Source organism: Thalassospira sp. MIT1004, from assembly GCF_001858545.1.
In the GTDB taxonomy this organism is placed as follows: Bacteria; Pseudomonadota; Alphaproteobacteria; order Rhodospirillales; family Thalassospiraceae; genus Thalassospira; species Thalassospira xiamenensis.
The window spans coordinates 75,569-101,419 of sequence record NZ_MCAO01000002.1; the positions used below are offsets into that span (position 1 = coordinate 75,569).

Genomic DNA, 25,851 nt, shown 5'->3' on the forward strand with positions numbered 1-25,851 from the left:
ATCCGCAAACCGTCGCGGATCAGGCGCTACTACGCGTCCGATCCGTCAGCGCCAGCAGCACCCCTGCGGCGATCAGGAGGCTGCCGCTGATGCGGTTGAGCCAGCGCATGTGGCGGGCGGAACGGATCAGCCCCTTTACCTGCCCGCCGACAAGCCCGTATCCGAGAAGGACACAGGCCTCCATCGCGATGAAGGTCACCCCCATGATCGCAAATTGCGGGCCATATGAACCGGCCTGATCAAGGAATTGCGGAAAGAAGGCGGTAAAGATCAGGATCGCCTTGGGATTGCCGATTGCCGTCAGGAATTCCGTCCGGGCCAGTGACGTCGCACCGGGATGGGCGACAAAACCGACGCTATCACCGGGAACCTCCGGCTCGGCAACTTTGGTTCGCCAGCTTTTGAGGCCAAGATAAACCAGATAAACCGCCCCACCCCACTTGATGATCATGAAGGCGGTTTCGCTGGCGGCAAGCACCACGCCAAGCCCCATGGCCGTCACAACGATCATCAGGGCAAAAGCCAGCAGACGTCCAGCCCCGCCAATGGCGGCCGACGCAACGCCGTGACGCGCGCCATTGAACATCGCGAGCAGATTATTCGGTCCGGGGGCCATCGAAAGCGCCAAGGCCGCGCCGGAAAACAGCAACCATGTATCAAGCTGCATTTCGGGAAGTCCTGTGAAAAATGGGTGACCGGCTGATTGCGCCCGAAATTCAGTCGCGCGTCAAGAAACCATATGGCCAGATCACGGCCTTAAAATAATAAAGCTGCCAACCGCAGGAAATTCCGGTGGCCCGGAGGCACAAACCTATTCAATCAGAGAGTGAACTACTCTTAGTAATAAGTTCCAATTAATACCTTTCTGAAGTCAAATGATCCCAGCGTTGAAACAAGGGGAAAAACGATGTCGGGATCAAAACAGACCTTCTCACGCCGTGCAATTTTACGTGGTATGACAGCCTTGGCTGGTGCCTATGCCATGCCATCGTTGCTGACGGGGTTTCGTGCCGCCCAGGCGGCCTATCAAACGACAATGCCCGATCTGGCACCGGACTTTGGCAAGGGAAAATCGGTTGCAATCATCGGTGCCGGTGTTGCGGGTTTGACAGCCGCCTACCGGCTGGCCAATGCAGGTTTCGAGGTTGCCGTACTTGAAGCCGATGGTCGTTATGGCGGTCGCAGCCTGACAGCCCGTCCGCACGACGATAAATACCGGCGTTGGTGGTTCAGCCAGTATCCGGAAACCAGTCTGTTTTCCAACATGTATGTTTCGCAGTATCAGGAACGCCATGACAGCCCGGCAAATGCCCTGCAAACATGTGCCTTCATGGATGATAAATGGGCGCAGAACGATTATCGGGGAAATCCGGTTGAGCTATTCCTGAATGCGGGCCCCGGTCGAATACCATCAAACCACATCAATCTGATCGCCTTGTGCCAGGAAATCGGCGTTGACCTGGAAACCTATATTTTCCAGTCGATGTCCAACCTAATGCAAAGCGCAACCTATAACAACGGCAAGCCCGTTCCGATGGGGCAGGTAACCTACAACCTTTATGGTGAAATGGCGGAAATGATGTACACCGCCATTCAGGAAGGATGCAAATTGCAGGGCAGAGCATTGTCCTCTGTCGAAAAAGAACAGCTTGAAAACCTGTATCGCCTGTTTGGTGATCTGAGTTCCGTCGGCGGTTTTGATGGAACCGCACGGGGTGGTTACGATAAAATACCAGGTGGCTGGCGCGACGGCGGAAAATTTCGCGACAAAATCGGACTTGAAGATATTCTGAAATCCCAGTTCATCGGGGATTCCAACGCCAACCCCGAACTGTCGCCCGGTTCCTTCCTGTTCAACGGGTTTAACATCGACTGGCAACCCACATTGATGCAACCGGTCGGCGGCATGGATCGAATATGGCAGCAATTGCTATTGCAAAAAGTCCCGAGCAGCGCACTCAATAACCTGATCTACAGCTATCGCAAAAATGCCCGGAGTGACACGCGGGTCGGTGATCTGGTGTCTCTGCACACACCTGCACTAAATATCCATGTTGAAAACCAGTCCGTCACGGTGACATTCAAAATCTTTCAGGCGGATCTGGCACGCATCGAAAGCCGCAAGTTCGATTACTGTATTTCGACAGTCGCCCCGTCCCTTTTGAAGAAAGTTCTTAATTATTCATCCGCGCCAAGGGAATTTATTGCCGGGCTTGACGCATTCTCCGCAACCGGAAAATGGGGAGATGCAACACCGGATTTGTGGACCCCGGCCATCAAGGTTGGCTGGCAGGGTGCCGAGCGTTTCTGGGAAACCGAAGACGAGATTTACGGCGGCATTTCCTGGACCACAGATGATATCGGGCAAATCTGGTATCCGTCCGAAGATTTCACCGCCCATACCGGCATCCTGACCGGTGCCTATAACCGCGGTGAAAGAGCCGCAGATTATGCCCGGCAAAACAATCAGCAACGTCTAGACACCGCACGCAAGGGAATGGCGCTTCTGCATCCGGGCAACGCGGATAAAGTTGATCACGGCATGTCAATTGCCTGGCAATATATGCCCCATCAGGTCGGCGGCTGGGCATCCGATACGGCAACAGAAACACCGGCTGTCTACAAACAGATCACGACCTTTGACAAAAACAGCCGGTTCTATTGCGCTGGCGATACCTGGAGCTACCTGCCCGGCTGGCAGGAAGGATCGGTTTCATCAGCTTATTGTGCAATCAATGCCATCGCACGCACAATTGACCCGACCAACAACACCTTCGCCACCAGCGCATGCTTTGCCGGAAGCGAATAAATCAACATCGACCCAAAAGGCTGTATTGAAAAATGCAGCCTTTTTGATCCTGCGGGAAATACCGATCAGTCGCGCGTCAAGGCGGCAATCATCGTTGCCGCCGCTGGCCATTTCGACGACAGGTCGGCCCGCTTGCCCATGGCGAAATCGGCGAAGTCAAAACCGGGTGCCACCGTACAGCCCAGAAGGGCAAATTTGCCACCTTGTTTCAGGCGCGCGCCCTGCCAGACATTTTTCGGCACGATCATTTGCGGTTTCTGCCCCGCCAGCAGGTCATTGCCGATTTCAACCAGCCGGTGGCTGCCATCGGCATAAAGTTGCAGCTGTTCGACCGGATCGCCAAGGTAATGATGGAAAATCTCGTCACTGGTCAGGATATGCATGCCCGAAAAGGTATCAGGCGTCAGCAGGTAATAGATCGCGGTCCCCGTTGATCGCACGCCAAGATACCGGTTGCCCGGATTGCAGGTTTCCAGCGCCCGGAATGTTTCTGCGTAAAAGCCGCCTTCGGGATGAGGTTGCAGGCCGAGTTTTTCGATCAATTGGTCGATGGTGATATCGCGGGACATGGCGCACTTCCCTGCATGGGGTGGATAATGGCCGACCATCATGACAAAAAAGGGGAACGGTGCAAACCGTCCCCCCTGGTATTTTCTGTATCGGTGGATTGATCGATCAGTGAAATCGCGGCCTAGTGGCCCTTGTGTTCCTGATCGCCCATTTTCATGTTGCCGTGATCCATCCCGGCATCACCATGCGGGCCTTTGGACATGGTATCCATCACATCAATGGTCACCGGCACGTCGCCCGCCTTTTCAAAGGTCAGGGTCACGTCGATTTTTTCACCTTCGACCAGCGGCTTGTGCAGGCCGATCAGCATGACGTGATAGCTGCCCGGTTTGAACAGGACTTCGCCATGCATCGGCACATCGATCCCGCCTTCGACCGGGCGCATCTTCATGACGTTGTTTTCCATGATATGCGTGTGCAGTTCGGTTTTGTCGGCCAGATCGGATTTCACCCCGACAATGCGATCCGCCATGCCGGTATTTTCCACCGTCAGGAAGGCTGCACCATTTGGCACCTTGCCAAGCGACGCCTTGGCCCAGGCATCCTTGATTTCGATATCAGCCGCGAACGATTGAGTGGCAGCAAACAGACCGGCAAGGGTCGCGACAACAGCAAACAGTTTTTTCATGATCTTTGTTTCCATCCTGATCCGGTGTGGATTGGTTGCATCACACCGGTGATTTGATTTCGGGTGTATCGGGAAATCAGATGGAAAGCGGTGGCGCGCGGGAATAGCGCGTGCGCGGCAATGTGATCGTGGCGGCAAGCAGGCGGGCTTGCACATATTCGGCATCATGGATGATCGAAACCGGTGCGCCAAACGGCACATCCAGATTTGCCATCGCCCCATGATGGGACGCACAGAGCGAACAGAAACCATGACCGGCAGAATGCCCGCCGGAATTTTGCGATGTGGCATTGGGTCCGGCATCGCCAAACGATACCGCGCGCACACCATCCGCCGTGCAGATGAAAATCACATCCCCACCCGGGGCGGCATTTGCCCCGGTAATGGCGGTTACCCCATTGCCATTGGCACCGCCAAACATCGCGCTTACGAAACCCGATTGCGTCACCCCGGTCATCAGGATGACGCATGCCAACATCCAGACGCGCAGGATGTTGCCAGCGGCCCGGATTTTCGTATGTGACAGCATCGGTCTGGTGCGAATAAGCATGGATTGGGTATGCCCGAATTTACCCCCCGCGACAATGACATAAATCATTGCCGCAGAATGACAGTTGGAGCACGATCATCGCCGAAAAAGCTGACCCAGGCTGATCGAAAGGATACGTTTTTGCCTTACGCAATGGCTGTTCCGATATCCCTGCCCCATCCTGCGATGATCGACGCCGATTGGGCGGACAGTTTTGCCATTACGATTGACGATCCCGACATCACGCCCGAACAGGCCGCGCAAAAGATCATGGATGGCAGGCCGGTCTGGATGGGGTATCTGCTGGCACTGCGCAATGCGATGGTCCGGCCACTGGGCCTTAAAACCGGGGCTGAACCGGATGCCGATGTCATCGGCCTTTTCCCGGTGATCGAGCGCGGGGACGATTTCATCGTGCTGGGCATGGATGACCGGCATCTGGATTTTCGTTTGACGGTAGAGGTCGAAAAATTCCAGTGCGGGCAAACGGTGATCCGGTCAACCACCCTGATCCGGCGGCACAACATGCTGGGTCGGATGTATCTTGGCACCATCATGCCGTTTCATAAGGCGATTGTGCCCGCGATGCTGAACGGGGCGTTCGCATCCCGATAGGCGGATAAAGAACGGGCCGGTCAAAACCGGCCCGCATCATCCCATCACATCAGATCATATCGCGTGCGCGAACCAGTTCATCGAACTTCGCCCCGTCAAGGAAGCCGAGCGCAATGGTTGCTTCCTTAAGGCTGCTGCGATCCTTGTGCGCCTTTTTGGCGACGGCGGCGGCATTGTCGTAACCGATATGGGGTGCCAGGGCGGTCACCAGCATCAGGCTTTGTTCGACATAGTGATCGATTTTTTCCTGATCGGCTTCAAGGCCGACGATGCAGTTATCGGCAAAGCTGACCGAGGCATCGGCAATCAGGCGGATCGATTGCAGCAGGTTATAAATGATCACCGGTTTGAACACGTTCAGATCCAGATGACCGTTCGAACCGCCGACCGTGACCGCAACATGGTTGCCGATAACCTGAGCACAAACCATGGTCAGGGCTTCGGCCTGGGTCGGGTTGACCTTGCCCGGCATGATTGATGATCCCGGCTCGTTCGCGGGCAGCACCAGTTCACCAAGCCCGCAACGCGGACCGGAACCCAGCAGACGGATATCATTGCCGATCTTCATCAGCGACGTCGCCAGCACGTTCAGAACACCCGACATCTCGACACAGGCATCATGGGCGGCAAGGGCTTCGAACTTGTTCGCCGCCGTTTCGAATTTAAGCCCGGTGATCGTCGAAACCTGTTTGGCAAATTCGACATCAAAACCCTTTGGCGCATTAAGGCCTGTGCCAAGGGCGGTCCCACCCTGTGCCAGTTTGCGAAGCCGGACCAGTGCATCATCAATCCGATCAAGGCCAAGGGCGATCTGGGCGGCATAGCCCGAAAATTCCTGCCCCAGCGTCAGGGGTACCGCATCCTGCATATGGGTGCGGCCGATTTTGACGATATCGGCGAAGGCCTTGACCTTGGCATCCAGGGCACTTCGCAAATGGGCAAGCGCCGGTTTCAGGTTTTCCTCGATCTCGACCACGGCGGCGATATGCATGGCGGCGGGGAAACTGTCATTGGAAGACTGGCCGCGATTGACATGATCGTTGGGATGAACCGGGTCGCGTTTGCCCATCGGCTTGCCAAGGATTTCGCACGCACGGTTGGCGATGACCTCGTTGGCATTCATGTTAGTCTGCGTGCCACTGCCGGTCTGCCAGACGACAAGGGGGAAGTGATCAAGAAGCTTGCCATCGGCGACTTCGCGCGCGGCGGCCTCGATTGCCTCGGCAAGGTTGGCATCCAGATTGCCAAGGGCGGCATTGGCGCGTGCGGCGGCCAGTTTCTGGATCCCGAACGCCCGGATCAGCGCATCGGGCATCCGTTCGCCGCCAATGCGGAAATTCTGTTTTGATCGCTGGGTCTGCGCCCCCCAATACCGGTCCGCGGGCACATCGATGCTGCCCATGGTGTCCTGTTCGGTGCGGGTGGTCACTGGATTGGTCACGATAGAAATCCTCCGTGTCAGAAAACATACTGACCGGGGCGGGAACCCGGCTGGCAATTATCTTTTGCCGTTCCCGAATATGGGCGCAAATGATCTTTCGCGCAAAGTCACTATGTTGAAAAAATGCAGTTTTATCGCCAGCGATAAAATATCAGCCGACGATTGCCCCCTGATCTGCGGAAACATTGTCCTGCCATGCGACAATCTGAAGGCCGATGCGATCAAGATGGGATAGCAGTTTTTCAGGCGGCAAACGATCGGTGATCACCCCGGTCAGGGCTTCGAGCGGTGCGATGTTTTCAAGGTAACGCTGATCGAACTTGGTGTGATCGACCATCAGCCAGGTTTCATCGGACCGTTCCATCATGGCGCGCTTGACCGCAACCGCGCGACGGTTAACGTCACTGAACCCCTGCCATGCAACACCCGATGCCCCGATAAAGGCCTTGTTGGCGTGGAAACGGCGCAGGAATTCGACGGTATCATTGCCGTAAACCGCATTTTCACGTGGATCGAACTGCCCCGGACACATGATGACATCATCAATCACCGCCTGTTCGCCCATGCCATGCACAACCGCGTAGCAATTGGTCAGAACCGTGCGCCGCAATGCGCCGGGATTCTGGGCCATATAGGGGGCAAGCTGACTGACGGTGGACCCGGCATCGATCATAATCACGTCACCCGGCCGGATCATGGTTCCGGCCATGATGCCGATCCGTTCGAACCCGGCAACCGCGGTCATCTGTCGCTGGGCCAGATCGGGTTGATGGCCCATTGGCTGTGCCGATGCGCCGCCAAATTCGCGCTTGATCAGGCCATTTTCGCTTAGCGCATCAAGATCACGACGAATTGTTTCAGTTGCCACATCGAATCGCTCCGCCAATGTGGCAACTCTCACATGCGGATGGATTTGCAGCTCCTGAAGAATGCGCTGCTGACGTTCTTTTTTTCCGATACGCAAAGACGCTCTCCCCGCTGAATACCTTTGATCGCACCCCATTCCGGCAAGGTTATCAGCAATCTTTGTAACCATTTGTTACAGTTTTGTGTTGCTTTTCCAACTTTTTGACCTTCTATAATGTTGATAAAAGCAACAATAAAACCAACAAAACCACATTAAAAATGGCGCTTTACCAGCGTTTACAGGGAAGAAAGGTTCGGTCACATGTTTTCACATGCGAAAAAAACAGACTTTTTGAAAGTTTCTACGGTGCTTGCCGCCATCGGCATGATGAGCTTTGGCAGCACCCAGGCATATGCGGCCGATGATTGCATCGCACGCGGCGATCTTGACCAGATGTATTGCGACATGGATGGCGATCTGGTCGCCGATGCACCGGCTGCCGATCAGCAGGTTGATCCCGACACCCTCGTATTTGCCTATACCCCGGTCGAAGACCCGGCGGTTTACGCCGATATCTGGGAGCCGTTCCTTGAACATCTTAAAAAAGTAACCGGCAAGGATGTTCACTTCTTTGCGGTTCAGTCGAATTCCGCCGAAGTAGAAGCCATGCGCAGCGGCCGTCTGCATGTTGCCGGTTTCTCGACCGGGCCGACCCCGTTTGCGGTTAACCTTGCCGGTGCGGTTCCGTTTGCCCTGATGGGTGGCGATGACGGTCGTTTTGGCTATACCTTGCAGCTTTATACCCGCGTTGACAGCGGCATCAATTCGCTTGCCGATCTTAAGGGCAAACGCGTCGCCCATACGTCTCCGACCTCGAACTCGGGCAACCTTGCACCGCGCGCCCTTCTGCCCGGTCAGGGCATCGTCCCGGAACAGGATTACGAAGTCGTCTATTCCGGTTCGCACGACCAGTCGATGCTGGGCGTTGTTGCCGGTGACTATGACGCAGCCCCGGTCGCATCCGAAGTGGTTGAACGTATGGCCCAGCGCGATCTGTACGATCCGGCTGACGTCAAAATCATCTACGAAAGCAAGCCTTTCCCGACCACTTCGTTCAACTATGCCTATAACCTGAAGCCGGAACTGATCGAAAAGATCAAGGAAGCCTTCTTTACCTTCGACATGAAGGGCACCGCCCTTGGCGAAGAGTTCAAAGGCGTGTCGAAATTCGTACCTGTCACCTATCAGAAAGACTGGGACGTTATTCGTGAAATCCAGGCTGCCAACGGTGTGAAATACACCCCGGACAACCTGAAGTAATCCCTTCTTTCAAACTGCTTCTGCCGGGATCGATTTTCGGTCCCGGTAGTCTTTTTTCAAGGTATCGTGATGCTGCGTATCAAAGATCTGGTCAAACGCTATGGCAAGGATGAGGCCGTTCTCAAGGACCTGAACCTTGAGGTTCCCGGCGAAAGCGTCGTTGCCATCATTGGGGCATCGGGCGCTGGTAAAAGCACGCTTTTGCGCTGCATTAACCGCCTGGTCGAACCGACATCGGGCTCGATTGACCTTAACGGCACCGAACTGACGACTTTGTCGGGTGGCGAGTTGCGTCTGGCACGTCGTCGTATCGGCATGATTTTTCAGGGTTTTAACCTGATCAACCGTTTGACGGTGATGGAAAATGTTCTGTCGGGACGGTTGGGATATGTCCCGACCTGGCGTGCCATGACGCGCAATTTCCCCCAAAGCGACATTGATCGTGCGTTTCAATTGATGGAACGTGTCGGCATTGCCCATTATGCCAACAAACGCGCCGATGAATTATCGGGTGGCGAACGCCAGCGCGTCGGCGTCGTTCGTGCCCTGATGCAGGAACCTGAAATTCTGCTGGCCGATGAACCGACGGCGTCGCTTGACCCCAAAACATCCCGACAGATCATGGAATTGCTGCGTGCGCTTGCATCCGAGCTGCACCTGCCGGTTCTGATCAATATCCACAATGTCACCGAGGCCAAGGAATATACCCAGCGCATCGTCGGCATGCGGTTTGGTCGCATCATCTTTGACAGCGTTCCGACCGACCTTACCCAGGATGCCATGGATGAAATCTATGCCGGGGTTCCCGCAGAAGAACGCGGCGAAACCGGTGATGCGGAAACCCTGCGCGAGGTGGTATCGCAATGACCAGCTCCGTTGAAAAAACAACGGGCCATCGCACTTGGAAAAAGCCGCCCTTTATCGCCAATCCGGCGATACGCTGGGCGATCATTCTTGGCGTATTGGCCTATGTCGTGTGGGCGGTCACCAGCCTGCCGTTTAACTGGGAACGTATTCAGGAAGGCATTCCGCGCGCCATCCGCATTTTCAAGGGCGCTTTCCCGCCGGACATGATCCGGGGTGAACTGGTGTTGCAGGGTTTTCTTGAAAGCATCAAGATCGCCATCGTTGCAACCCTTGCCGGTGTGATGCTGAGCGTGCCGATTGCCTTTGCCGCCGCATCCAATATTGCACCCAAATGGCTTTATAACATCGGGCGTGCCACGATCATTATCGCGCGCAGTTTCCATCCGGTGATCGTTGCCATCCTGTTCGTCAAGGCGGTCGGTTTTGGTCCGCTGGCGGGGATTCTGACCCTGACGATCTATTCCATCGGTTTCGTTGCCAAAATGCTGGCCGAACGGATCGAGGAAATCGACTGGGGCCAGGTTGAAGCTATCCGGGCGGCCGGGGGCGGGACATTCATCACCATGCTTTACGCCGTGATCCCGCAAATCATGCCCCGCCAGATCGGTCTTTCGATCTATCAGCTTGACAGCAATCTGCGTGCATCTGCCGTGGTCGGCATTGTGGGTGCGGGCGGGATCGGATCGACCCTGATGAATGCGTTTCGGCGCTATGACTATGACTTCGCGCTTGCGATCACGCTTTGCATTATCGGCGTCATCCTGATCAGCGAAGCCATAAGCGGCCGGATCCGGAGGAACATATGGTAACGACAACACAAAACACCGGGCCGGACGCCATCGCCGAACGCGAATGGTCACGCTATACCCCCAAACAACGCTGGCTGCGCTTTGCCATGTATGGCGGCGTGGTTCTGGCAACGGTCTGGTCGCTTTCGACGATCAACATCATCTGGCCGTGGCTTTGGGATGCCCCGAAACAGATGGGCGATCTTTTTTCGCGCATGTATCCGCCATCCCTTAATGATTGGGAAATGATCGCCATCACGTTGCTGGAAACCGTCAATATTGCGACGATTGCAACGTTTTTTGCGGTATTCCTTTCATTGCCGATTGCCCTTATTGCGGCGCAGAACACCACGCCCAACAAGCTGACGCTTTGGATTGGCCGGTTCATTCTGGTGTCGTCGCGGTCGGTCAATACCATCATCTGGGCGCTGCTGTTTGTGGCGATTTTCGGCCCCGGCGTGATGGCCGGTATTCTGGCGATTATTTTCCGGTCAATCGGCTTTATCGGCAAATTGCTGGGCGAGGCGATCGAGGAAATCGACCGGGCCCCGATCGAGGCGCTTGAATCCGTCGGTGCATCGCGGTTCAAAATCCTGATTTACGGGGTTGTGCCACAGGTCATGCCGACTTTCTTTGCGGTTTCGATCCTGCGCTGGGACATCAATCTGCGTGAAAGTACGGTTCTGGGTCTGGTTGGTGCCGGCGGGATCGGTATTGTCCTGCAAGGCGCAATTGACACCTTTGCCTGGCAGACGGTTGCCACCATTCTTCTGGCGATCATCGGTCTTGTGATCGTGGGCGAGGCTCTGGCGGCCTGGCTTCGCAAAAAGGTGATCTGACGTGTCTGAACATTACGACCTTCTGGTCGTAGGCGGCGGCATCAATGGTGCGGGTATTGCCCGTGATGCCGCCGGTCGTGGCCTGTCCGTCCTTCTGGTCGAACAGCGCGATCTTGCCTCGGCCACGTCTTCATCCTCGACCAAACTGATCCATGGCGGTTTGCGGTATCTTGAACATTACGAATTCCGGCTGGTGCGCGAAGCCTTGCAGGAACGCGAAGTTCTGCTTGCGGCCGCCCCGCATATCATCTGGCCACTGACCTTCGTCCTGCCGCACCACAAAGGCCTTCGGCCCAAATGGATGCTGCGGGCCGGGTTGTTTCTTTATGACCATCTGGCAAAGCGCAAACGCCTGCCGGGGTCCCGTGCGCTATCCTTGAACGGCACGGCCGAAGGCAAACCGCTTCTGGACCAGTTCACCAGCGGCTTTTCCTATTCCGATTGCTGGGTCGATGATGCCAGGCTTGTGGTTTTAAACGCCCTTGATGCGCAGGCACGCGGGGCGGTGATCAAAACCCGGACGCGCTGTGCCGCCCTTGTGCGCGGAACGGATGGCTGGACCGCGACACTGCAATCCGAAGACGGCAAAGAAACCAGCGTTTCGGCACGGGCCGTGGTCAATGCCGCAGGTCCATGGGTGACCGAAATGGTCAACCGTGCCGGGCTTGGCGACAAGGCCGCGGGGTTACGCCTTGTAAAAGGCAGCCATTTTGTCGTGCCGCGCATTCACCCGCATGATCATTGCTATATCTTCCAGAACGGGGACGGCCGCATTGCCTTTGCCATCCCCTATCAGCAGGACTACACCCTGATCGGGACAACCGATGTGCCCTATGACGGCGATCCGGCCGATGTGAAGATCAGCGACGGTGAAATCGATTACCTGCTTGAGTTGGTCAATGGTTATCTGGCCATGCCATTAACGCGGGCCGATATCGTTTGGGATTACGCCGGTGTCCGGCCGCTTTATGATGACAAGAACAGCAATGCATCGGCGGTGACCCGTGATTATGTGTTTGATCTGGATACCGGGGACGGCAATGCACCGGCGATCCTGTCGATCTATGGCGGGAAAATTACCACCTATCGCCGCTTGGCCGAACATGCCCTGCAAAAGCTTTGTCCGGTTCTGGGCAATGATGCATCGGACTGGACCGCGACATCGGTTCTGCCGGGCGGGGATATGGCCGATGGCAATTTCGAACGGTTCCTGACCAGTGTCAGGACAAAGTTCGACTGGCTGCCTGAACAGATCACCCGTCGCTGGGCGCGCTGTTATGGCACGCGGCTGTTTGACATTGCGCCAGATGCAAAGGCGATTGGTGATCTGGGTATGGAAATTGCGCCCAACCTGTTTGAGGCAGAGCTACGGTTCCTGATGACACAGGAATGGGCGAGGTCCGCCGAGGATGTTCTTTGGCGGCGGACAAAGCTTGGCCTTGGCATGGAAGAAAGCGATATCAACGCGGTTCGGGACTGGTTTGCAAACAGCGCGGATCAACTTGCCGCACAGTAAGAAAAACCGGCACCCGGTTACTTGCGCAGATCATCCCATTTGACGAACTCGTGGGCGATGAAATCTTCCATCATCGCCCGCCACATCCGTTCGGCCATGTCTTCGTCAAAGCCATCGATGCGGCACTGGGCACGGACCTTGGTGATCACATCCTCGATCCGGTCTTCGTCACGCACGGCATCGCGGGTCGGTTTGATCCGCGCGGCCTGTTCGATATAGTTCAACCGTTCCGCCATCAGCGCCACCAGAAGCCTGTCCACCCGGTCCACATTCGCACGTACATCGGACATGGTTTCGCAAGGGTTGGCTTTGGTCGTCATCACGGCAGAACTTTCATTATTCACGAAAAGTGAAAAATGGCGGTAATTATTCACCGCCATTTCACAATGTCTAATAGGCATATTCCCGGAACAGCGGATCAACCGATCCGTTCCATTCGGTTTCATATTTATCGAGGAATTCCTCGGCCAGGGTACGGCCGCTTTCGGCAACGTCTTCGAGGCTGTCGAGGAAATGGCTTTCATCGTCGCCATAGGCATCCATGCGACCACGTGCCTTAAGCCCCTGTTTGGAGACGGCCAGCACATCCTTGGCGAGGTCCTGAACGGTGCCGTTCCTGAACTTCGTGGCAAGGGCGGTACGCGGCACATCATCGCGAAGGGCTTCGCGTTCGGCATGGCTGAGATCCTTGACCAAATCCCATGCGGCATCCAGCGCCGCGTCATCATACAACAGACCAACCCACAGGGCCGGAAGGGCGCAGATGCGTTTCCACGGGCCACCATCCGCACCGCGCATTTCAAGGAATTTCTTGAGGCGTACTTCGGGGAAGGCGGTCGTCATGTGATCGGACCAGTCATTCATCGTCGGGCGTTCACCGGGCAGAACGTCAAGCTTTCCGGCCATGAAATCGCGGAACGATTTGCCTGCGGCATTGATGTATTTGCCATCGCGATAAACGAAATACATCGGCACATCGAGCATGTAATCGACATAGCGCTCGAACCCGAAACCGTCTTCGAACACGAAGGGCAGCATGCCGCAACGGTCCGGGTCGGTATCGGTCCAGACGTGGGATCGCGAAGACAGATAGCCGCTTGGTTTGCCATCCACGAACGGGGATGCGGCAAACAGCGCGGTCGCAACCGGCTGAAGCGCCAGCGACGTTCTGAATTTCTTGATCATGTCGGCTTCGGAGGCGAAATCCAGATTGACCTGAATGGTCGAGGTCCGAAGCATCATGTCCAGACCAAGATTGCCGACCTTGGGCATATAGTCGCGCATGATCGCGTAGCGGCCCTTGGGCATCCACGGGATATCCTTGCGTTCCCATTTCGGCTGATGGCCAACACCGAGCATTTCGATATCAAGATCACCGCAGATTTCGCGGATTTCATGAAGATGCTGATGCACTTCGCCACAGGTCTGGTGAATATTTTTAAGCGGCGCACCGGACAATTCGATCTGCCCGCCCGGTTCAAGGGAGACGGAACAATTATCCTTGGTTAGCGCAATCACATTGCCGTTTTCAATGATCGGCTCCCAATCAAAGCGTTCGGCAAGCTGTGTCAGAAGGGTCTTTACCCCCCGTTCCCCTTCGTAAGGGATCGGGCGAAGATCGTTACGGGTAAAGGCGAATTTTTCGTGTTCTGTGCCGATGGCCCAGTCTTTTTTCGGTGTACATCCGGACTCGAACCATTCGACAAGCTGACGACGGCTTTCGATGACCGGGCTGTCGCCGGTGGAGGCGCTGACAGTCATAAGGGCTTCCCCTAATCTCTCGTGACCGGAGGTATCGACCAGTCGCCGATGCGATCCTGAAACACGGACAAAGCAGCAATTGCCGCAGTTTCGGCCCGCAAGATACGCGGACCAAGGCTTACAGGCGTTGCAAAAGGCTGTTTGCGGATGCGTTCAATTTCGTCGGCGCTAAAGCCGCCTTCGGGTCCAATCACGATTGCATGGTTAACAACATTGTCGTTGTCGATAGCCGAGCCAGCGCCCTTTGCCAATAGCTGACTTAACACTTCACCAATTGGTGAGCCCGATCCCGTCTCGTCACAGAACAGCAAATGCCGGTTTTCCGGCCAGTCCGCGAGCCAATCAAGCAATTTTACCGGTGGGGCAATTTCCGGCACGCTGAGGCGTTCGCATTGCTCGGCGGCCTCGATCATCTGGGCCTGCAAACGATCAAGGCGGACCTTGTCGGTAATGCCATGTGCGGTGACAATCGGTTGCAGGGTGCCAACACCCATTTCGACCGACTTTTCGATCAGAAAATCAAGGCGCTGCTTTTTGATCGGGGCAAAAGCCAGGATCGGGCCGCGTTCGACAATCTGGTCACGTAATTGCCGTTCGGCAGTCAAGGTGCCCTTCTTTTTGCGAAGGTGGTCGATGGTCGCCAGCCATTCGCCATCAAGACCATTAAATATCTTGATTGGCGTTCCGGGCTTGAGGCGCATCACATGTTCAAGGTAATGAGACTGTTCAGGTGCGAGTTCGATCTCGCATCCCGGCGTGATAGGATCGGAAACGAAAAGGCGTTGCCGGGCGCGGGTGGCGTCATCTGTCATATATGTCCCCAAGCCGGTTATGCGGCGAAGTTCAGTTTGTTAAAGAGTTACATAGGCCAATTATGTCACAGGTCAACCAACCGATACAGAACACGAAGAACGATATGCCGTCTGATGGCTGGATCGACCGGTTCGCGCCGTTGGCCAGCCGCCCGTATCTTAAGCTGGCACGACTTGACCGTCCGATTGGCACATGGCTTCTGCTTCTGCCTTGCTGGTGGTCAACCGCCATGGCAAGTGACGGCGCGCCCAGCCTGTTGATGATGGTTTATTTTGCCATTGGTGCATTGATCATGCGCGGGGCCGGTTGCGTGGTCAACGATCTGGCGGATCGGAATTTTGACGGCAAGGTCGAACGCACGGCAACCCGGCCGATCCCCAGCGGTCAGGTCAAGGTATGGCAGGCAATCGCGTTTCTGGGTCTTTTGCTTCTGATCGGGCTTGCTGTGCTGGTGCAATTCCGGATCGAGGCGATCATTGTCGGTATCTGTTCCCTGCCGCTTGTCATTACCTATCCGTTCATGAAGCGCATTACCTATTGGCCGCAGGCGGTTTTGGGGCTGACATTCAACTGGGGGGCGCTTGTCGGCTGGGCCGCGGTCACCGGAACTGTCGCACCGGCGGCGGTTGCGATGTATGTTGCGGGCTTCTTCTGGACGCTTGGTTACGACACCATTTATGCCCATCAGGACAAGGATGACGATATCAAGATCGGGGTAAAGTCACTGGCGCTTCGGCTTGGCGATGCAACACCGCGATGGGCGATGGGGTTTTATACCGTAACCACCCTTTTGCTGGGTGTTTCGGGTGTGCTGGCCGGGTTGCACTGGATTTACTTCCCACTTCTGGCGCTGGCGTGTTTGCATCTGGCGTGGCAGGTTGCCACGGTCAAACTTGATGATTCCGCGAACTGCCTGAAACGGTTTAAATCAAACCGTGATTTCGGTTTGATGGTGCTGGCTGCCATCATCATTGCCAATCTGGTGGGAACCGGGCTTTAGTTTAGGCCCGCATACGGGCTGATCCATCCTTCATCTGCACCATTATCGAAAGACCGCCCATGATCGCACCGCTTGCCCTGATGATTGCCGGACTGATCCTTGCGGGTGTCGGGGCGCAATGGTTTGCATGGCGGGCCGGTATTCCGGCAATCGTGTTGCTGTCCATTGTCGGGCTGCTGCTGGGGCCGGGAACCGATCTGATTGATCCGGTCAATGATTTCGGTACATTGTTGCAGCCGCTTGTTGCGGTGGCGGTCGCGGTGATCCTGTTTGAAGGCGGGCTTGCGCTTGATTTCCGGGAACTGACGCACAGTGTCAGCGGTGTGATCCGCCTGACCACCATTGCCCCGCTTGTGGCGTGGCTTCTGGGTGCGGGGGCGGCGCATTATCTGGCTGATCTTTCATGGCCGGTGGCAGCCCTGTTTGGCGGGATCATGATCGTGACCGGCCCGACAGTGATCGCACCGCTGTTGCGTCATGCCCGATTGTCCAAGCGCCCGGCGACGCTTCTGAAATGGGAAGGCATCGTGAATGACCCTATCGGGGCGCTGTTTGCGGTGCTGGCCTACGAAGTCATTGTCGCCAGCCAGCATGGCAACGGGTTTGGCGCAGCCGTTGGTCATCTGGCGATCAACATTCTGCTGGCGGTTCTGATCGGGCTGGCGTTTGGTCTGGGGACGGTTCAGATTTTCAAACGCGGCTGGATTCCCGAATTCCTGAAAGCCCCGCTTGTTCTTGGCGTGCTTCTGACCTGCTTTGCCGGGGCCAATGAAATTCAGGAAGAAAGCGGGTTGCTGGCCGTAACCGTGCTGGGCCTGACGATTGGCAATGCCCATTTGCTGGCGATTGATGAAATCCGCCGGTTCAAGGAAACCCTCACGGTTATTCTGGTTTCCAGCGTGTTCATCATCCTGACCGCGACGCTTGAATGGTCGATGATTGCCGAACTGACATGGGGGCATGGGCTTTTTGTTCTGGCCATGCTGTTTGTCGTGCGGCCGGTTTCGGTGATCGGGTCGCTGGCCTTTTCAAGGGTAAGCTGGAAAGAACGGATTCTGGTTGGCTGGATCGCGCCGCGCGGGATTGTGGCGGTCGCGGTTTCCGGCCTGTTCGGGACCGAACTTGTCGAACTTGGTTATGCCGATGGGGCGCTTTTGATTCCGCTGGCCTTTGCCATGGTATTTTCGACCGTTGTGTTGCATGGCTTTTCCATCCGCCCCATGGCGCGCCAGCTTGATCTGGCGGTCAAAGGACCGCCGGGTGTTCTGATTGTTGGCGCGCATCGATGGACGATTGATTTCGCCAAGCGTCTGGTCGAGCTCGACATTCCGGTTGTTCTTGCCGACAGCCGCTGGCACAGCATGCGTCTGGCGCGCGAGGCCGGATTGCCAACCTATTACGGGGAAGTGCTTTCGGAAGTTTTCGAACATCACCTTGATACTTCATCGCTTGGCACGCTGATCGCGACCACGGATAACGATGCCTATAACACGTTGGTTTGTACTGATTTCGCGCCGGAATTTGGCCGTCGCGCCGTTTTTCAGACCGGCATGCACGGATCGCCCGAAGACCCGAAACGCCATAGCCAGACATTGGGCGGGTTGCCACTGTTTTCCGAACCGATGACAACCGACGACATTCGGGAGGATTTCCGGCATGGTGCCGAAATCCGGCAAACCCGTCTGACCGACGAATTCGGCTGGGACGATTTCATTGATGTTCAGGGATGCGAACCACCGGTCATCGCCCTTGTCCGCGGGGCGCAGCTTCATATGGGGCCCGATATGCCAAAGGCAAAGCCGCGTGATATTTTGCTGTATCTTGGCCGCAATGCCCAGAACAGCCAGAAGCCTGACGAAAACCCGAAGGCGACTTCGCTTGCGCCCGAGGCACAAAGCAAGTAAGCCCCGGCAATCCGTTTCACCCCGATATGGGCCGATCATGACCGATAATGTTTTCGCCGATGCCTTGGTCCCCGAAGTCGACGATCCGCAGTTTGCCGATCTGATCGACACCTTTACCGTACCGGCACGGGTGCCATTAGCGCCCGAAATCGAAATGTATCTGGCCACCCATATCACGCCACTTTGGCAGGCGACCGAGGATATCCTTGGCGTGCTGGATATCCCGCCACCCTATTGGGCGTTTGCGTGGCCGGGCGGACAGGCGATTACGCGATATATCCTTGATCATCCGGAATTGGTGCGCGGCAAAAAGGTTCTGGATTTTGCGTGCGGCGGCGGCATGCAGGCGATTGCGTGTGTCATGGCCGGTGCGGACAGCATTCTGGCAAACGACATTGATCCGGTGGCGATTACGGCAACCCGCCTGAACGCCGAACGCAATGGTGTTAGGTTTGAAACAACCACCGAAAACTTTGTCGGCACGCAATCGGCAACCCGTCGCTGGGATGTGATTTTTGCCGGTGATGTCTGCTATCAGCAGGATATGGCCAATGCGGTATTGCAATGGCTGATGGGCGAGGCACGGCTTGGCACCCGGGTCATTCTTGCCGATCCGGGCCGGACATATGCCCCGACGCATAATATCGACGAACTTGAAACCTATGACGTGCCGGTTGATGTCGCGGTCGAGGATGTCGACACCAAATTCACCCGTATCTGGCAGCTTTTGCCAGATCGCGATAAATAGCCCGTCCTCGTAAGGCACGGAGTGCCAATATGAAAACGCGCGCAAGGATGTCTTGCGCGCGTTTTCTATTTCTCGATCGGCTCCGGTTCGAAGCCCGGTTCAGCCTTCAACGACGCGATAACGGCAGTTGCAGTTATCAACGTGCTGCCATGCCAGTTTCGACCATGCCTTTTCGGCATCCTTGAAGGTCGCAAACGGGCCGTGGCGTTCTTCTTCGCCGCCGACCGGCTTTTCGAAATCGGTGGTTTCGTATTCGCCACCGACAACCCAGTATTCTTCAAGGCGTTCGATGCGGTAACGCGAATTGGCGTCGTCAACCGACTGCCAGGCCATTTTGGACCATTCTTTTTCCGCGTCTTCGAAGCTGCCAAACGGACCGACTTTGGTTTCTTCGCCGATCGGCTTGTCAAAACCGGTATCCTGATAGGTGCCCCCGATAACCCAGTACTTGGCCATCTGTGCGTCCTTCATGCTTTGGTGAATGTCGACAGGCCGTGCAGGGTGGTGCTGCGCAACCCGGTTTCCTGCCCTTGTATAACCAAATCCGTCTGCGACCGACACCACCAATTTGGTCAATATTGCCATTCAGTCGACGCATGGACGACCAGAAGGCGACAATTTTCCTTTTTATTCTGACGGTTCGCTCTGCCGGATCGCCGCCATGGGCGGCAGATATCCCAAATGATTTGGTGGGCACAAAGAGCAAAAGGAAAACAAAATGAACATAACACATATCAAGCGTGCCGGTCTTGCTGGCGTTATTTCGATCACCGCGGCCCTGTCTGCCTGCGGCACACCATCGGCGCCCCCGGATATTGATGTTCAAAGTGACAACATGGAAGAAGCCAGTGCAACGGTTGTTGCGTCGGGATACAGCCCGTTAACCGGTACCGCATTGGTCAATACGATCAATGATCAGACCTTTTCCTATCGTGACGAGGGCAAGGAAACCAATGTGAATGTCACCTATTTCCAGAATGGCAAGGCATCGATTACCTGGATTGACGAGGATGGTGATAGCGGCATGCGCGAAAAACTCTGGACCATTGAACAGGGGCAATATCTGTGTCTTTGGGGACGGGATGAAGAAGACGATTGCATGTCGGTCCTGACCAAGGCGGGCCAGTTGGCGACCGTCGATAATGATGGAAACGTCGCCTATTACACCAATCGCTCGTCGTAATTTTCCTGTCTGGCATCTGCTCCCTTCCCCACCGATAAGGGAGTGGATGCTGGACATCGCGCCTGCACCGTATTAATTCGTGAAACAACAGATTTATTGTTGGCCCGGTTTGCCGCTGGCCCCGCTATTGCCAGCTCAGACCGACCGACTTCACAGATTGCGGTGCCCATGCCCTATCAATCCCTTCGCGATTTCATCGACGCGCTTGAAAAGACAGACCGTCTGGTCCGGGTGAGCGAACCGGTTTCTCCCTATCTTGAGATGACGGAAATCCAGACGCGCCTTCTGGCCGAAGGTGGCCCGGCGGTTCTGTTTGAAAATGTCATTGGTGAAGATGGCCAGAAATATGACATCCCGGTTCTTGTGAACCTTTTTGGCACCGTGGACCGCGTGGCGGCCGGCATGAGCCGCAAGCCCGAAGAATTGCGCGAAGTCGGCGAAACGCTGGCGTTTCTCAAACAGCCCGAACCGCCCGGAAGCCTTAAGGAAGCATTTTCAATGCTGCCCTTGGCCAGAACCGTGATGGCGATGAAGCCCAAAACGGTTTCCAAGGCCCCCTGTCAGGAAATCGTCCTGGAAGGCGATGACATTGACCTTTCAAAATTGCCGATCCAGTCCTGCTGGCCGGGGGAGCCGGCCCCGCTGATCACGTGGCCGCTGGTGGTGACGCAGGGCCCCACCGCCAATGAAAAAGGCGGCGACAAGCGCGATGTGTTCAATCTTGGCATCTATCGCATGCAGGTTCTGGGCAAGAACAAGGCGATCATGCGCTGGCTGAAACATCGTGGCGGGGCACAGCATCATGCGCGCTGGAAAAAGGAAAAGCGCGATCCGTTGCCCGCCGCAATCGTCCTTGGTGCCGATCCGGGTACGATCCTTGCCGCCGTTACCCCGGTTCCCGATACGCTTTCGGAATATCAGTTTGCCGGATTGCTGCGCGGGGAGAAGGTCGAGCTGGTGGAGTGCAAAACCGTTCCGCTGAAAGTCCCGGCGACCGCCGAGATCATTCTGGAAGGTTATGTGTCGCTGGATGAATACGCGCCCGAAGGGCCGTATGGCGACCATACCGGTTATTATAATTCGGTCGAGGAATTCCCGGTCTTTAACATCACCGCCATCACCATGCGCAAAAAGCCGATCTATCTGTCGACCTTTACCGGTCGCCCGCCAGATGAGCCGTCGGTGCTTGGCGAAGCATTGAACGATGTTTTCGTGCCGCTATTGCAGCAGCAATTCCCGGAAATCGTTGATTTCTGGCTACCGCCCGAAGGCTGTTCGTATCGCATCGCGGTCGTGTCGATGAAAAAAGCCTATCCGGGGCATGCCAAGCGCGTGATGATGGGGGTGTGGTCGTTCCTGCGGCAATTCATGTATACGAAATTCGTCATTGTGGTGGATGACGATATTGATGTGCGCGACTGGAAAGACGTGATGTGGGCGATTTCGACCCGCATGGACCCGGTGCGCGACATCACCACCGTGACCGAAACACCGATCGACTATCTTGATTTCGCATCGCCCGAAAGCGGCCTTGGCGGCAAGCTTGGCCTTGACGCCACCAACAAGCTGCCCCCCGAAACCCATCGGGAATGGGGCGAAAAGATTTTCATGGAAGACGAGATTATCGACCGGGTTGATGCCAAATGGGATCGATACGGATTGCCGGGATCGGGCAAGAAAATCTGGAAATGAACGTGCAACAATTGAAGAGTGGGACACCATTCTGCTCGACATAGGCATTATTGCAAGCGATGGCATCCGCATTGGCTGATCGCCATCGCGTCTCTTCTTCCGACATATGTTTAGACTTATCGTCCATATAGCTCTTCTCTGTGCTCTATGCGGCGTGCGGTTCGACTTCGGCCGCGATCTTTTCCCCCGTCATCACGGAAGCAACAGACAAATCGTAGGCTATTTGCGCATTCAGCCAGAATTGTGCCGTCGTGCCAAAATAACGCGACAACCGCAATGCAGTGTCAGCGGTAATGTTGCGTCGTCCACGTAAGATATCGTTGATTCGGTTGGCAGGGACCTTGATATGGCGTGCCAACTCGTTCCCGCTTAATCCCAAAGGAACCATGAACTCCTCTCGCAGGATTTCACCGGGCGCGGTTTTTATCCGCATGACTGCCTCCTTCAATGATAATCAACAATTTCAACATCTTCTGCACTGCCATCACGCCAGACAAAACAGATACGCCATTGATCATTAATCCGGATGCTGTGCTGGCCTTGCCTTTGGCCACGTAATGCTTCCAACCGGTTTCCCGGTGGAGAACGCAAATCCTCTACCGCATCGGCGTAATCAATCATATCAAGCTTTCTAAGCGCCGCTTTTTCTATTGGACGCAACCATTTGGCAACACGCACACCATTAAACAGGTTGGCAGTGTCTTTACTGCGAAAGCTCCTGATCATAATTGTATGTAATACGTACTAAGGACAAAGTCAATTCCGGAAGAACATCCAGTGTTCGCCGCTTTCGCCCGGCTTTTCCGACCAGAAGAATTGCGGCGCGTCGCACATGAAATCATCGACCCGCACGGCGATATTGCAAAGGTCGCCATTGCCAATGACATCGCGCATATATTCAGGGTCGTTGACCTGCCAGCTCATGACCGGCGGGGCGGTTTTATCGTCGATGCAAAGGGCGTATTGTTCCGATTGCGCAAACGGGATCTGTTTGAATTCGGAATGTAATTGACCATTGAGCCTGGTGACCATCAGGACATCGAAAAACGGTCCCTCGGGATTGTCACGATCCACCCAGCCGACGATCTGGTCATTGATATCGTCACAGGTAAAATCCCCGACCAGAACCTGATGACGGTTTTGCGCGGCATATTGTCCGGCCTGAATGCGCATTTCGCGGTAAAGATCATTGGCGGTGACTGGTGCTGCCACCGTATCGTTTGGTGACGCAGTTTTGGCTTCTTGCGCATCAGCTTGCAACATCGTCAGGGAAGTGCCCAGAAGCAGTGTTGCCACAAACAGGTTTCGCACGTGTGTTTCCCGTCATTCTCTTGCAGGTTTCCGGTTCGTCCCGGTTCGGATTTCAGGTCATAATAGCAACTTGCGAAGAAAAAATGACCAAAGATCGGTTTTCGCTAAATGGTTCATTCAAATGTGCGTCAGACGGTATCTGGTTGGGTCTTTCAGGCGACTGCCTTTTCTTGCCCTTTGCGAAAAGCGATCAGCCTGCCTATAACCATAGGAAACCACATTCCGACCAAAGGGAGCTTCCATGCCCAAAACCGATATGACACTCGATCGCATCACCGACCTGCTGGCGCGCGCAAAAAAGGCGGGTGCTGACGATGCGGATGCCGTTTATGTCGAAGGCACGTCACTTTCGGTATCGCAGCGACTGGGCAAGATGGAAAAGCTTGAACGATCCGAGGGGGCCGATCTTGGCCTGCGTGTTCTGATCGGCAAGCAGCAGGCGGTTGTGTCGTCATCGGATACCAGCGAAAGCGCGTTGAACGAACTGGTCGAGCGCGCCGTTGCGATGGCGAAAAACGCCCCCGAAGACCCGTTCTGCGGCATTGCCGATCCATCCGAACTGGCCGAAACATTTGATGTCGAGGCGCTTGAGCTTTGCGAGTCGGGCGAAGTCAGCCAAGAAAAACTGATGGCGTGGGCGACCGCCTGTGAAGAGGCTGCACGGTCGGTTGAAGGTATCACCAATTCCGAGGGCGCGGATGCCGGTTGGGGCACCCACCAGATCACGCTTGCCGCGACCAACGGCTTTGCCAATTCCTATGCTGGCAGCGGCAGCCACATTTCCGTATCGGTCCTTGCAGGAACCGGCACCGGGATGGAACGCGATTATGATTATGACAGTGCGGTGTTTTCGACCGATCTGCGCGATCCGGTCGATATCGGCCTGAAGGCGGCGGAAAAGACCCTGAAACGGTTGAACCCGCGCAAGGTCAAAAGCACGCAGGTGCCGGTGATTTATGACCCGCGTGTTTCGGCATCCCTCGTCGGCCATCTGGCCGGTGCGATCAACGGATCGGGCATTGCACGCGGCACCAGCTTCCTTCTGGATGCCATGGGCAAGGAAATCTTTGCGCCGGGGATCAACATCATTGATAACCCGCACCGCAAACGTGGCCTGCGGTCCAAACCGTTTGACGCCGAAGGCGTCGCCAACGAGAAACGCCATCTGATTGAAAATGGTGTTCTGAAGACCTGGATCATGGATTTGCGGTCCGCCCGCCAGCTTGGCCTGAAATCGACCGGCAACGCATCGCGCGGGGCAGGAAGCCTGCCGGGACCATCCACCACCAACCTTTACATGGAACCGGGCACCATTTCGCCCGCCGACATGATCAAGGATATCAAGCAGGGCCTTTACATCACCGAAATGATCGGCAGCAGTGTCAACGGCGTGACAGGTGATTATTCGCGCGGGGCATCGGGCTTCTGGATCGAAAATGGCGAACTGGCCTATCCAGTTTCCGAAATCACGGTTGCCGGAAACCTGAAGGACATGTTCAAAACGGCCGTTCCGGCCAATGACCTGACCTTCAAATACGGCACGAATGCCCCGACAATCCGGATTGATGGCATGACGCTGGCCGGGCAATAAGCCGACATTTTATCTGGATGTGATTTGTAACAGGGGTGCGTTTTGCGCATCCCTGTTTTCATTTTGGCTGCCATTGCATTGGTCGGCATAGGCCTGAGGCACCATAACCCGCACCGGATAAGGCGACAGGCTGATTTCACACGGCAGTTTACCGGCACTTTCGCCGTCAATCTGCAAGGGTGCCGGGCCGCAATGGCTGGTGATGGTCAGACGTTCGGTCTGCACGACCGACACGTCGGTTTGCGCATGCAACCGGTTCAGGGTCAAAGCAATCCCGTAGCGTGCCAGCGCCATAAAGCCGCTGCCGGGCATCAGCACGACATCAAGGCTGTTATCGGTCAGTTTGGCATCGGGGGAAATCACAAACGCCCCGCCATAATGCTTGGCATGGGTCGCAACCACACCGGCAACGCGATATTGTTCGCGCCCGATATTAACTTCGAAATCGCGGTGATGCGGAAAGATAATATTGCGCAAACCTTCGATCACATAGGCACCCTTGCCGATCAGTCTTTTAAGTTTTAGCGACACATTTGCGACCGTATCGGCATCCGCCCCCATGCCGACCATCAAAAAGAATGCCCGGCCGTTGACCAGACCGGGCCGCACCCAAACCTGGGCCGGATTGTTTATATAATCGGCAATCGCCTGTGCGCGGATTTCAAGCCCGACCTCGACCGCCAGAACATTGGCCGTTCCCAGCGGAATGATGCCAAGCGGCGGGACTTCGTGACCTTCGATCTGGGCATCAAGCAGGCCGTTGAGGGCCTCGTTCAGCGATCCATCGCCACCGGCAACAAACAGCCGTTGATGGGCACGAACCTTGCGCGCCAGTTCGCGGGCATGACCGGGATGGGTTGTCTGTAACAATTCAACCTTTACACCGGCTTTTTGCAAAATGCTTGAAAGGAAACGTTGTTTATTCCCGCCAGCGCGCGGATTGAAGATAACAGTCACCCCGGAATGGGTCATTGCGAAAAACTTCCGTAATAAAAATGAAACATTACTTTCGCGTTCTCTTTATAGAAAATGAAACATGTAACAGTATATTGACAGAACCGATAAATTTATATGAACGG

Annotated in this window: 27 protein-coding genes; 13 read left to right on the forward strand and 14 right to left on the reverse strand. The window is 55.5% G+C overall.

The features are described from left to right. Positions 1–19: 19 nt before the first annotated feature. Positions 20–667, reverse strand: coding sequence for a LysE family translocator (locus BC440_RS01075; RefSeq protein ID WP_071239429.1), 648 nt, complete (start codon positions 665–667; stop codon positions 20–22). Positions 668–907: 240 nt separating this feature from the next. On the opposite strand from BC440_RS01075, the gene BC440_RS01080 reads away from it, so the two are divergent. Beyond that, positions 908–2,809 carry an FAD-dependent oxidoreductase gene (locus BC440_RS01080; RefSeq protein ID WP_071239430.1) on the forward strand — a complete coding sequence of 634 codons (1,902 nt, stop codon included), beginning with the start codon at positions 908–910 and terminating at the stop codon, positions 2,807–2,809. A 65-nt stretch (positions 2,810–2,874) separates the two neighbouring features. Here the strand turns inward: BC440_RS01080 and BC440_RS01085 are convergent, their stop codons facing one another. The 3 genes from BC440_RS01085 to BC440_RS01095 form a co-directional block, all read right to left on the reverse strand. After that, positions 2,875–3,378, reverse strand: a complete 504-nt coding sequence (locus BC440_RS01085; RefSeq protein ID WP_037991160.1) for a cupin domain-containing protein — start codon at positions 3,376–3,378, stop codon at positions 2,875–2,877. 122 nt (positions 3,379–3,500) lie between these two features. Then, positions 3,501–4,007 carry a copper chaperone PCu(A)C gene (locus tag BC440_RS01090; RefSeq protein ID WP_247643515.1) on the reverse strand — a complete coding sequence of 169 codons (507 nt, stop codon included), beginning with the start codon at positions 4,005–4,007 and terminating at the stop codon, positions 3,501–3,503. A 76-nt stretch (positions 4,008–4,083) separates the two neighbouring features. After that, positions 4,084–4,557 carry a DUF2946 family protein gene (locus BC440_RS01095; RefSeq protein WP_083379285.1) on the reverse strand — a complete coding sequence of 158 codons (474 nt, stop codon included), beginning with the start codon at positions 4,555–4,557 and terminating at the stop codon, positions 4,084–4,086. A 120-nt stretch (positions 4,558–4,677) separates the two neighbouring features. On the opposite strand from BC440_RS01095, the gene BC440_RS01100 reads away from it, so the two are divergent. After that, entirely contained in the window at positions 4,678–5,151 is a 474-nt protein-coding gene (locus BC440_RS01100) for a DUF2867 domain-containing protein (protein WP_175484452.1), read from the forward strand. 49 nt (positions 5,152–5,200) lie between these two features. Here the strand turns inward: BC440_RS01100 and fumC are convergent, their stop codons facing one another. Next, positions 5,201–6,592: a class II fumarate hydratase gene (gene fumC / locus BC440_RS01105; protein ID WP_083379287.1), complete on the reverse strand. Its 1,392-nt coding sequence runs from the start codon at positions 6,590–6,592 to the stop codon at positions 5,201–5,203. A 151-nt stretch (positions 6,593–6,743) separates the two neighbouring features. Beyond that, entirely contained in the window at positions 6,744–7,556 is an 813-nt protein-coding gene (locus BC440_RS01110) for a DeoR/GlpR family DNA-binding transcription regulator (RefSeq protein ID WP_083379288.1), read from the reverse strand. A 234-nt stretch (positions 7,557–7,790) separates the two neighbouring features. Between BC440_RS01110 and phnD the strand changes: the two genes are divergently transcribed. The 5 genes from phnD (at position 7,791) to glpD (ending at position 12,769) form a co-directional block, all read left to right on the forward strand. Further along, the gene (phnD, locus tag BC440_RS01115) at positions 7,791–8,759 is read left to right on the forward strand and encodes a phosphate/phosphite/phosphonate ABC transporter substrate-binding protein (protein WP_247643516.1); all 969 of its coding nucleotides are present in this window, start codon (positions 7,791–7,793) and stop codon (positions 8,757–8,759) included. 69 nt (positions 8,760–8,828) lie between these two features. Then, on the forward strand, positions 8,829–9,626 hold the full coding sequence (gene phnC, locus BC440_RS01120) for a phosphonate ABC transporter ATP-binding protein (RefSeq protein WP_071239435.1): 798 nt from the start codon (positions 8,829–8,831) through the stop codon (positions 9,624–9,626). Then, the gene (gene phnE, locus BC440_RS01125) at positions 9,623–10,435 is read left to right on the forward strand and encodes a phosphonate ABC transporter, permease protein PhnE (protein WP_063093293.1); all 813 of its coding nucleotides are present in this window, start codon (positions 9,623–9,625) and stop codon (positions 10,433–10,435) included. Before phnC ends, phnE (BC440_RS01125) begins: the two co-directional genes overlap by 4 nt. After that, a complete protein-coding gene (phnE, locus tag BC440_RS01130; RefSeq protein ID WP_062958579.1) occupies positions 10,429–11,253 on the forward strand; it encodes a phosphonate ABC transporter, permease protein PhnE in 825 nt (274 codons plus the stop codon). Before phnE (BC440_RS01125) ends, phnE (BC440_RS01130) begins: the two co-directional genes overlap by 7 nt. Position 11,254: 1 nt before the next feature. Beyond that, a complete protein-coding gene (gene glpD, locus BC440_RS01135; protein ID WP_071239436.1) occupies positions 11,255–12,769 on the forward strand; it encodes a glycerol-3-phosphate dehydrogenase in 1,515 nt (504 codons plus the stop codon). A 17-nt stretch (positions 12,770–12,786) separates the two neighbouring features. On the opposite strand, the gene BC440_RS01140 is transcribed toward glpD, so the two are convergent. The 3 genes from BC440_RS01140 to BC440_RS01150 all read right to left on the reverse strand — a co-directional run bounded on the left by BC440_RS01140 (position 12,787) and on the right by BC440_RS01150 (position 15,342). Continuing rightward, complete coding sequence (locus BC440_RS01140) at positions 12,787–13,089, reverse strand: chorismate mutase (protein ID WP_037991166.1); 303 nt, start codon at positions 13,087–13,089, stop codon at positions 12,787–12,789. A gap of 70 nt (positions 13,090–13,159) precedes the next feature. After that, positions 13,160–14,530 carry a glutamate--cysteine ligase gene (locus BC440_RS01145; protein ID WP_071239437.1) on the reverse strand — a complete coding sequence of 457 codons (1,371 nt, stop codon included), beginning with the start codon at positions 14,528–14,530 and terminating at the stop codon, positions 13,160–13,162. A gap of 11 nt (positions 14,531–14,541) precedes the next feature. Further along, on the reverse strand, positions 14,542–15,342 hold the full coding sequence (locus BC440_RS01150; protein ID WP_071239438.1) for a 16S rRNA (uracil(1498)-N(3))-methyltransferase: 801 nt from the start codon (positions 15,340–15,342) through the stop codon (positions 14,542–14,544). A gap of 62 nt (positions 15,343–15,404) precedes the next feature. On the opposite strand from BC440_RS01150, the gene ubiA reads away from it, so the two are divergent. The 3 genes from ubiA to BC440_RS01165 are packed head-to-tail and all read left to right on the forward strand — an operon-like array spanning position 15,405 to position 18,995. Further along, entirely contained in the window at positions 15,405–16,343 is a 939-nt protein-coding gene (gene ubiA / locus BC440_RS01155) for a 4-hydroxybenzoate octaprenyltransferase (protein ID WP_007091206.1), read from the forward strand. A 59-nt stretch (positions 16,344–16,402) separates the two neighbouring features. Beyond that, entirely contained in the window at positions 16,403–18,247 is a 1,845-nt protein-coding gene (locus BC440_RS01160; RefSeq protein WP_071239439.1) for a sodium:proton antiporter, read from the forward strand. 37 nt (positions 18,248–18,284) lie between these two features. Next, entirely contained in the window at positions 18,285–18,995 is a 711-nt protein-coding gene (locus BC440_RS01165) for a 50S ribosomal protein L11 methyltransferase (protein WP_037991156.1), read from the forward strand. 99 nt (positions 18,996–19,094) lie between these two features. On the opposite strand, the gene BC440_RS01170 is transcribed toward BC440_RS01165, so the two are convergent. Next, a complete protein-coding gene (locus BC440_RS01170) occupies positions 19,095–19,451 on the reverse strand; it encodes a hypothetical protein (protein WP_007091209.1) in 357 nt (118 codons plus the stop codon). 262 nt (positions 19,452–19,713) lie between these two features. Between BC440_RS01170 and BC440_RS01175 the strand changes: the two genes are divergently transcribed. After that, positions 19,714–20,178: a hypothetical protein gene (locus tag BC440_RS01175; protein WP_071239440.1), complete on the forward strand. Its 465-nt coding sequence runs from the start codon at positions 19,714–19,716 to the stop codon at positions 20,176–20,178. A 168-nt stretch (positions 20,179–20,346) separates the two neighbouring features. Beyond that, positions 20,347–21,870 (forward strand): UbiD family decarboxylase, encoded by a 1,524-nt coding sequence (locus tag BC440_RS01180; protein WP_071239441.1) that lies wholly within the window; start codon positions 20,347–20,349, stop codon positions 21,868–21,870. Between the two features lie 145 nt (positions 21,871–22,015). Here BC440_RS01180 and BC440_RS01185 read toward each other — a convergent pair whose 3' ends face one another. Genes BC440_RS01185 through BC440_RS01195 form a run of 3 tightly spaced genes read right to left on the reverse strand, consistent with a single transcriptional unit; the run spans position 22,016 to position 23,181 of the window. Beyond that, the gene (locus BC440_RS01185; RefSeq protein WP_071239442.1) at positions 22,016–22,303 is read right to left on the reverse strand and encodes a HigA family addiction module antitoxin; all 288 of its coding nucleotides are present in this window, start codon (positions 22,301–22,303) and stop codon (positions 22,016–22,018) included. Positions 22,304–22,314: 11 nt separating this feature from the next. Next, positions 22,315–22,596: a type II toxin-antitoxin system RelE/ParE family toxin gene (locus tag BC440_RS01190; RefSeq protein WP_071239443.1), complete on the reverse strand. Its 282-nt coding sequence runs from the start codon at positions 22,594–22,596 to the stop codon at positions 22,315–22,317. A gap of 30 nt (positions 22,597–22,626) precedes the next feature. After that, a complete protein-coding gene (locus BC440_RS01195; RefSeq protein WP_071239444.1) occupies positions 22,627–23,181 on the reverse strand; it encodes a hypothetical protein in 555 nt (184 codons plus the stop codon). Positions 23,182–23,422: 241 nt separating this feature from the next. Here BC440_RS01195 and BC440_RS01200 point away from each other — a divergent pair, with 241 nt between their 5' ends. After that, positions 23,423–24,772, forward strand: coding sequence for a TldD/PmbA family protein (locus BC440_RS01200; RefSeq protein WP_071239445.1), 1,350 nt, complete (start codon positions 23,423–23,425; stop codon positions 24,770–24,772). Between the two features lie 9 nt (positions 24,773–24,781). Here BC440_RS01200 and BC440_RS01205 read toward each other — a convergent pair whose 3' ends face one another. Continuing rightward, a complete protein-coding gene (locus BC440_RS01205) occupies positions 24,782–25,744 on the reverse strand; it encodes a diacylglycerol kinase family protein (RefSeq protein WP_071239446.1) in 963 nt (320 codons plus the stop codon). Positions 25,745–25,851: the final 107 nt, after the last annotated feature.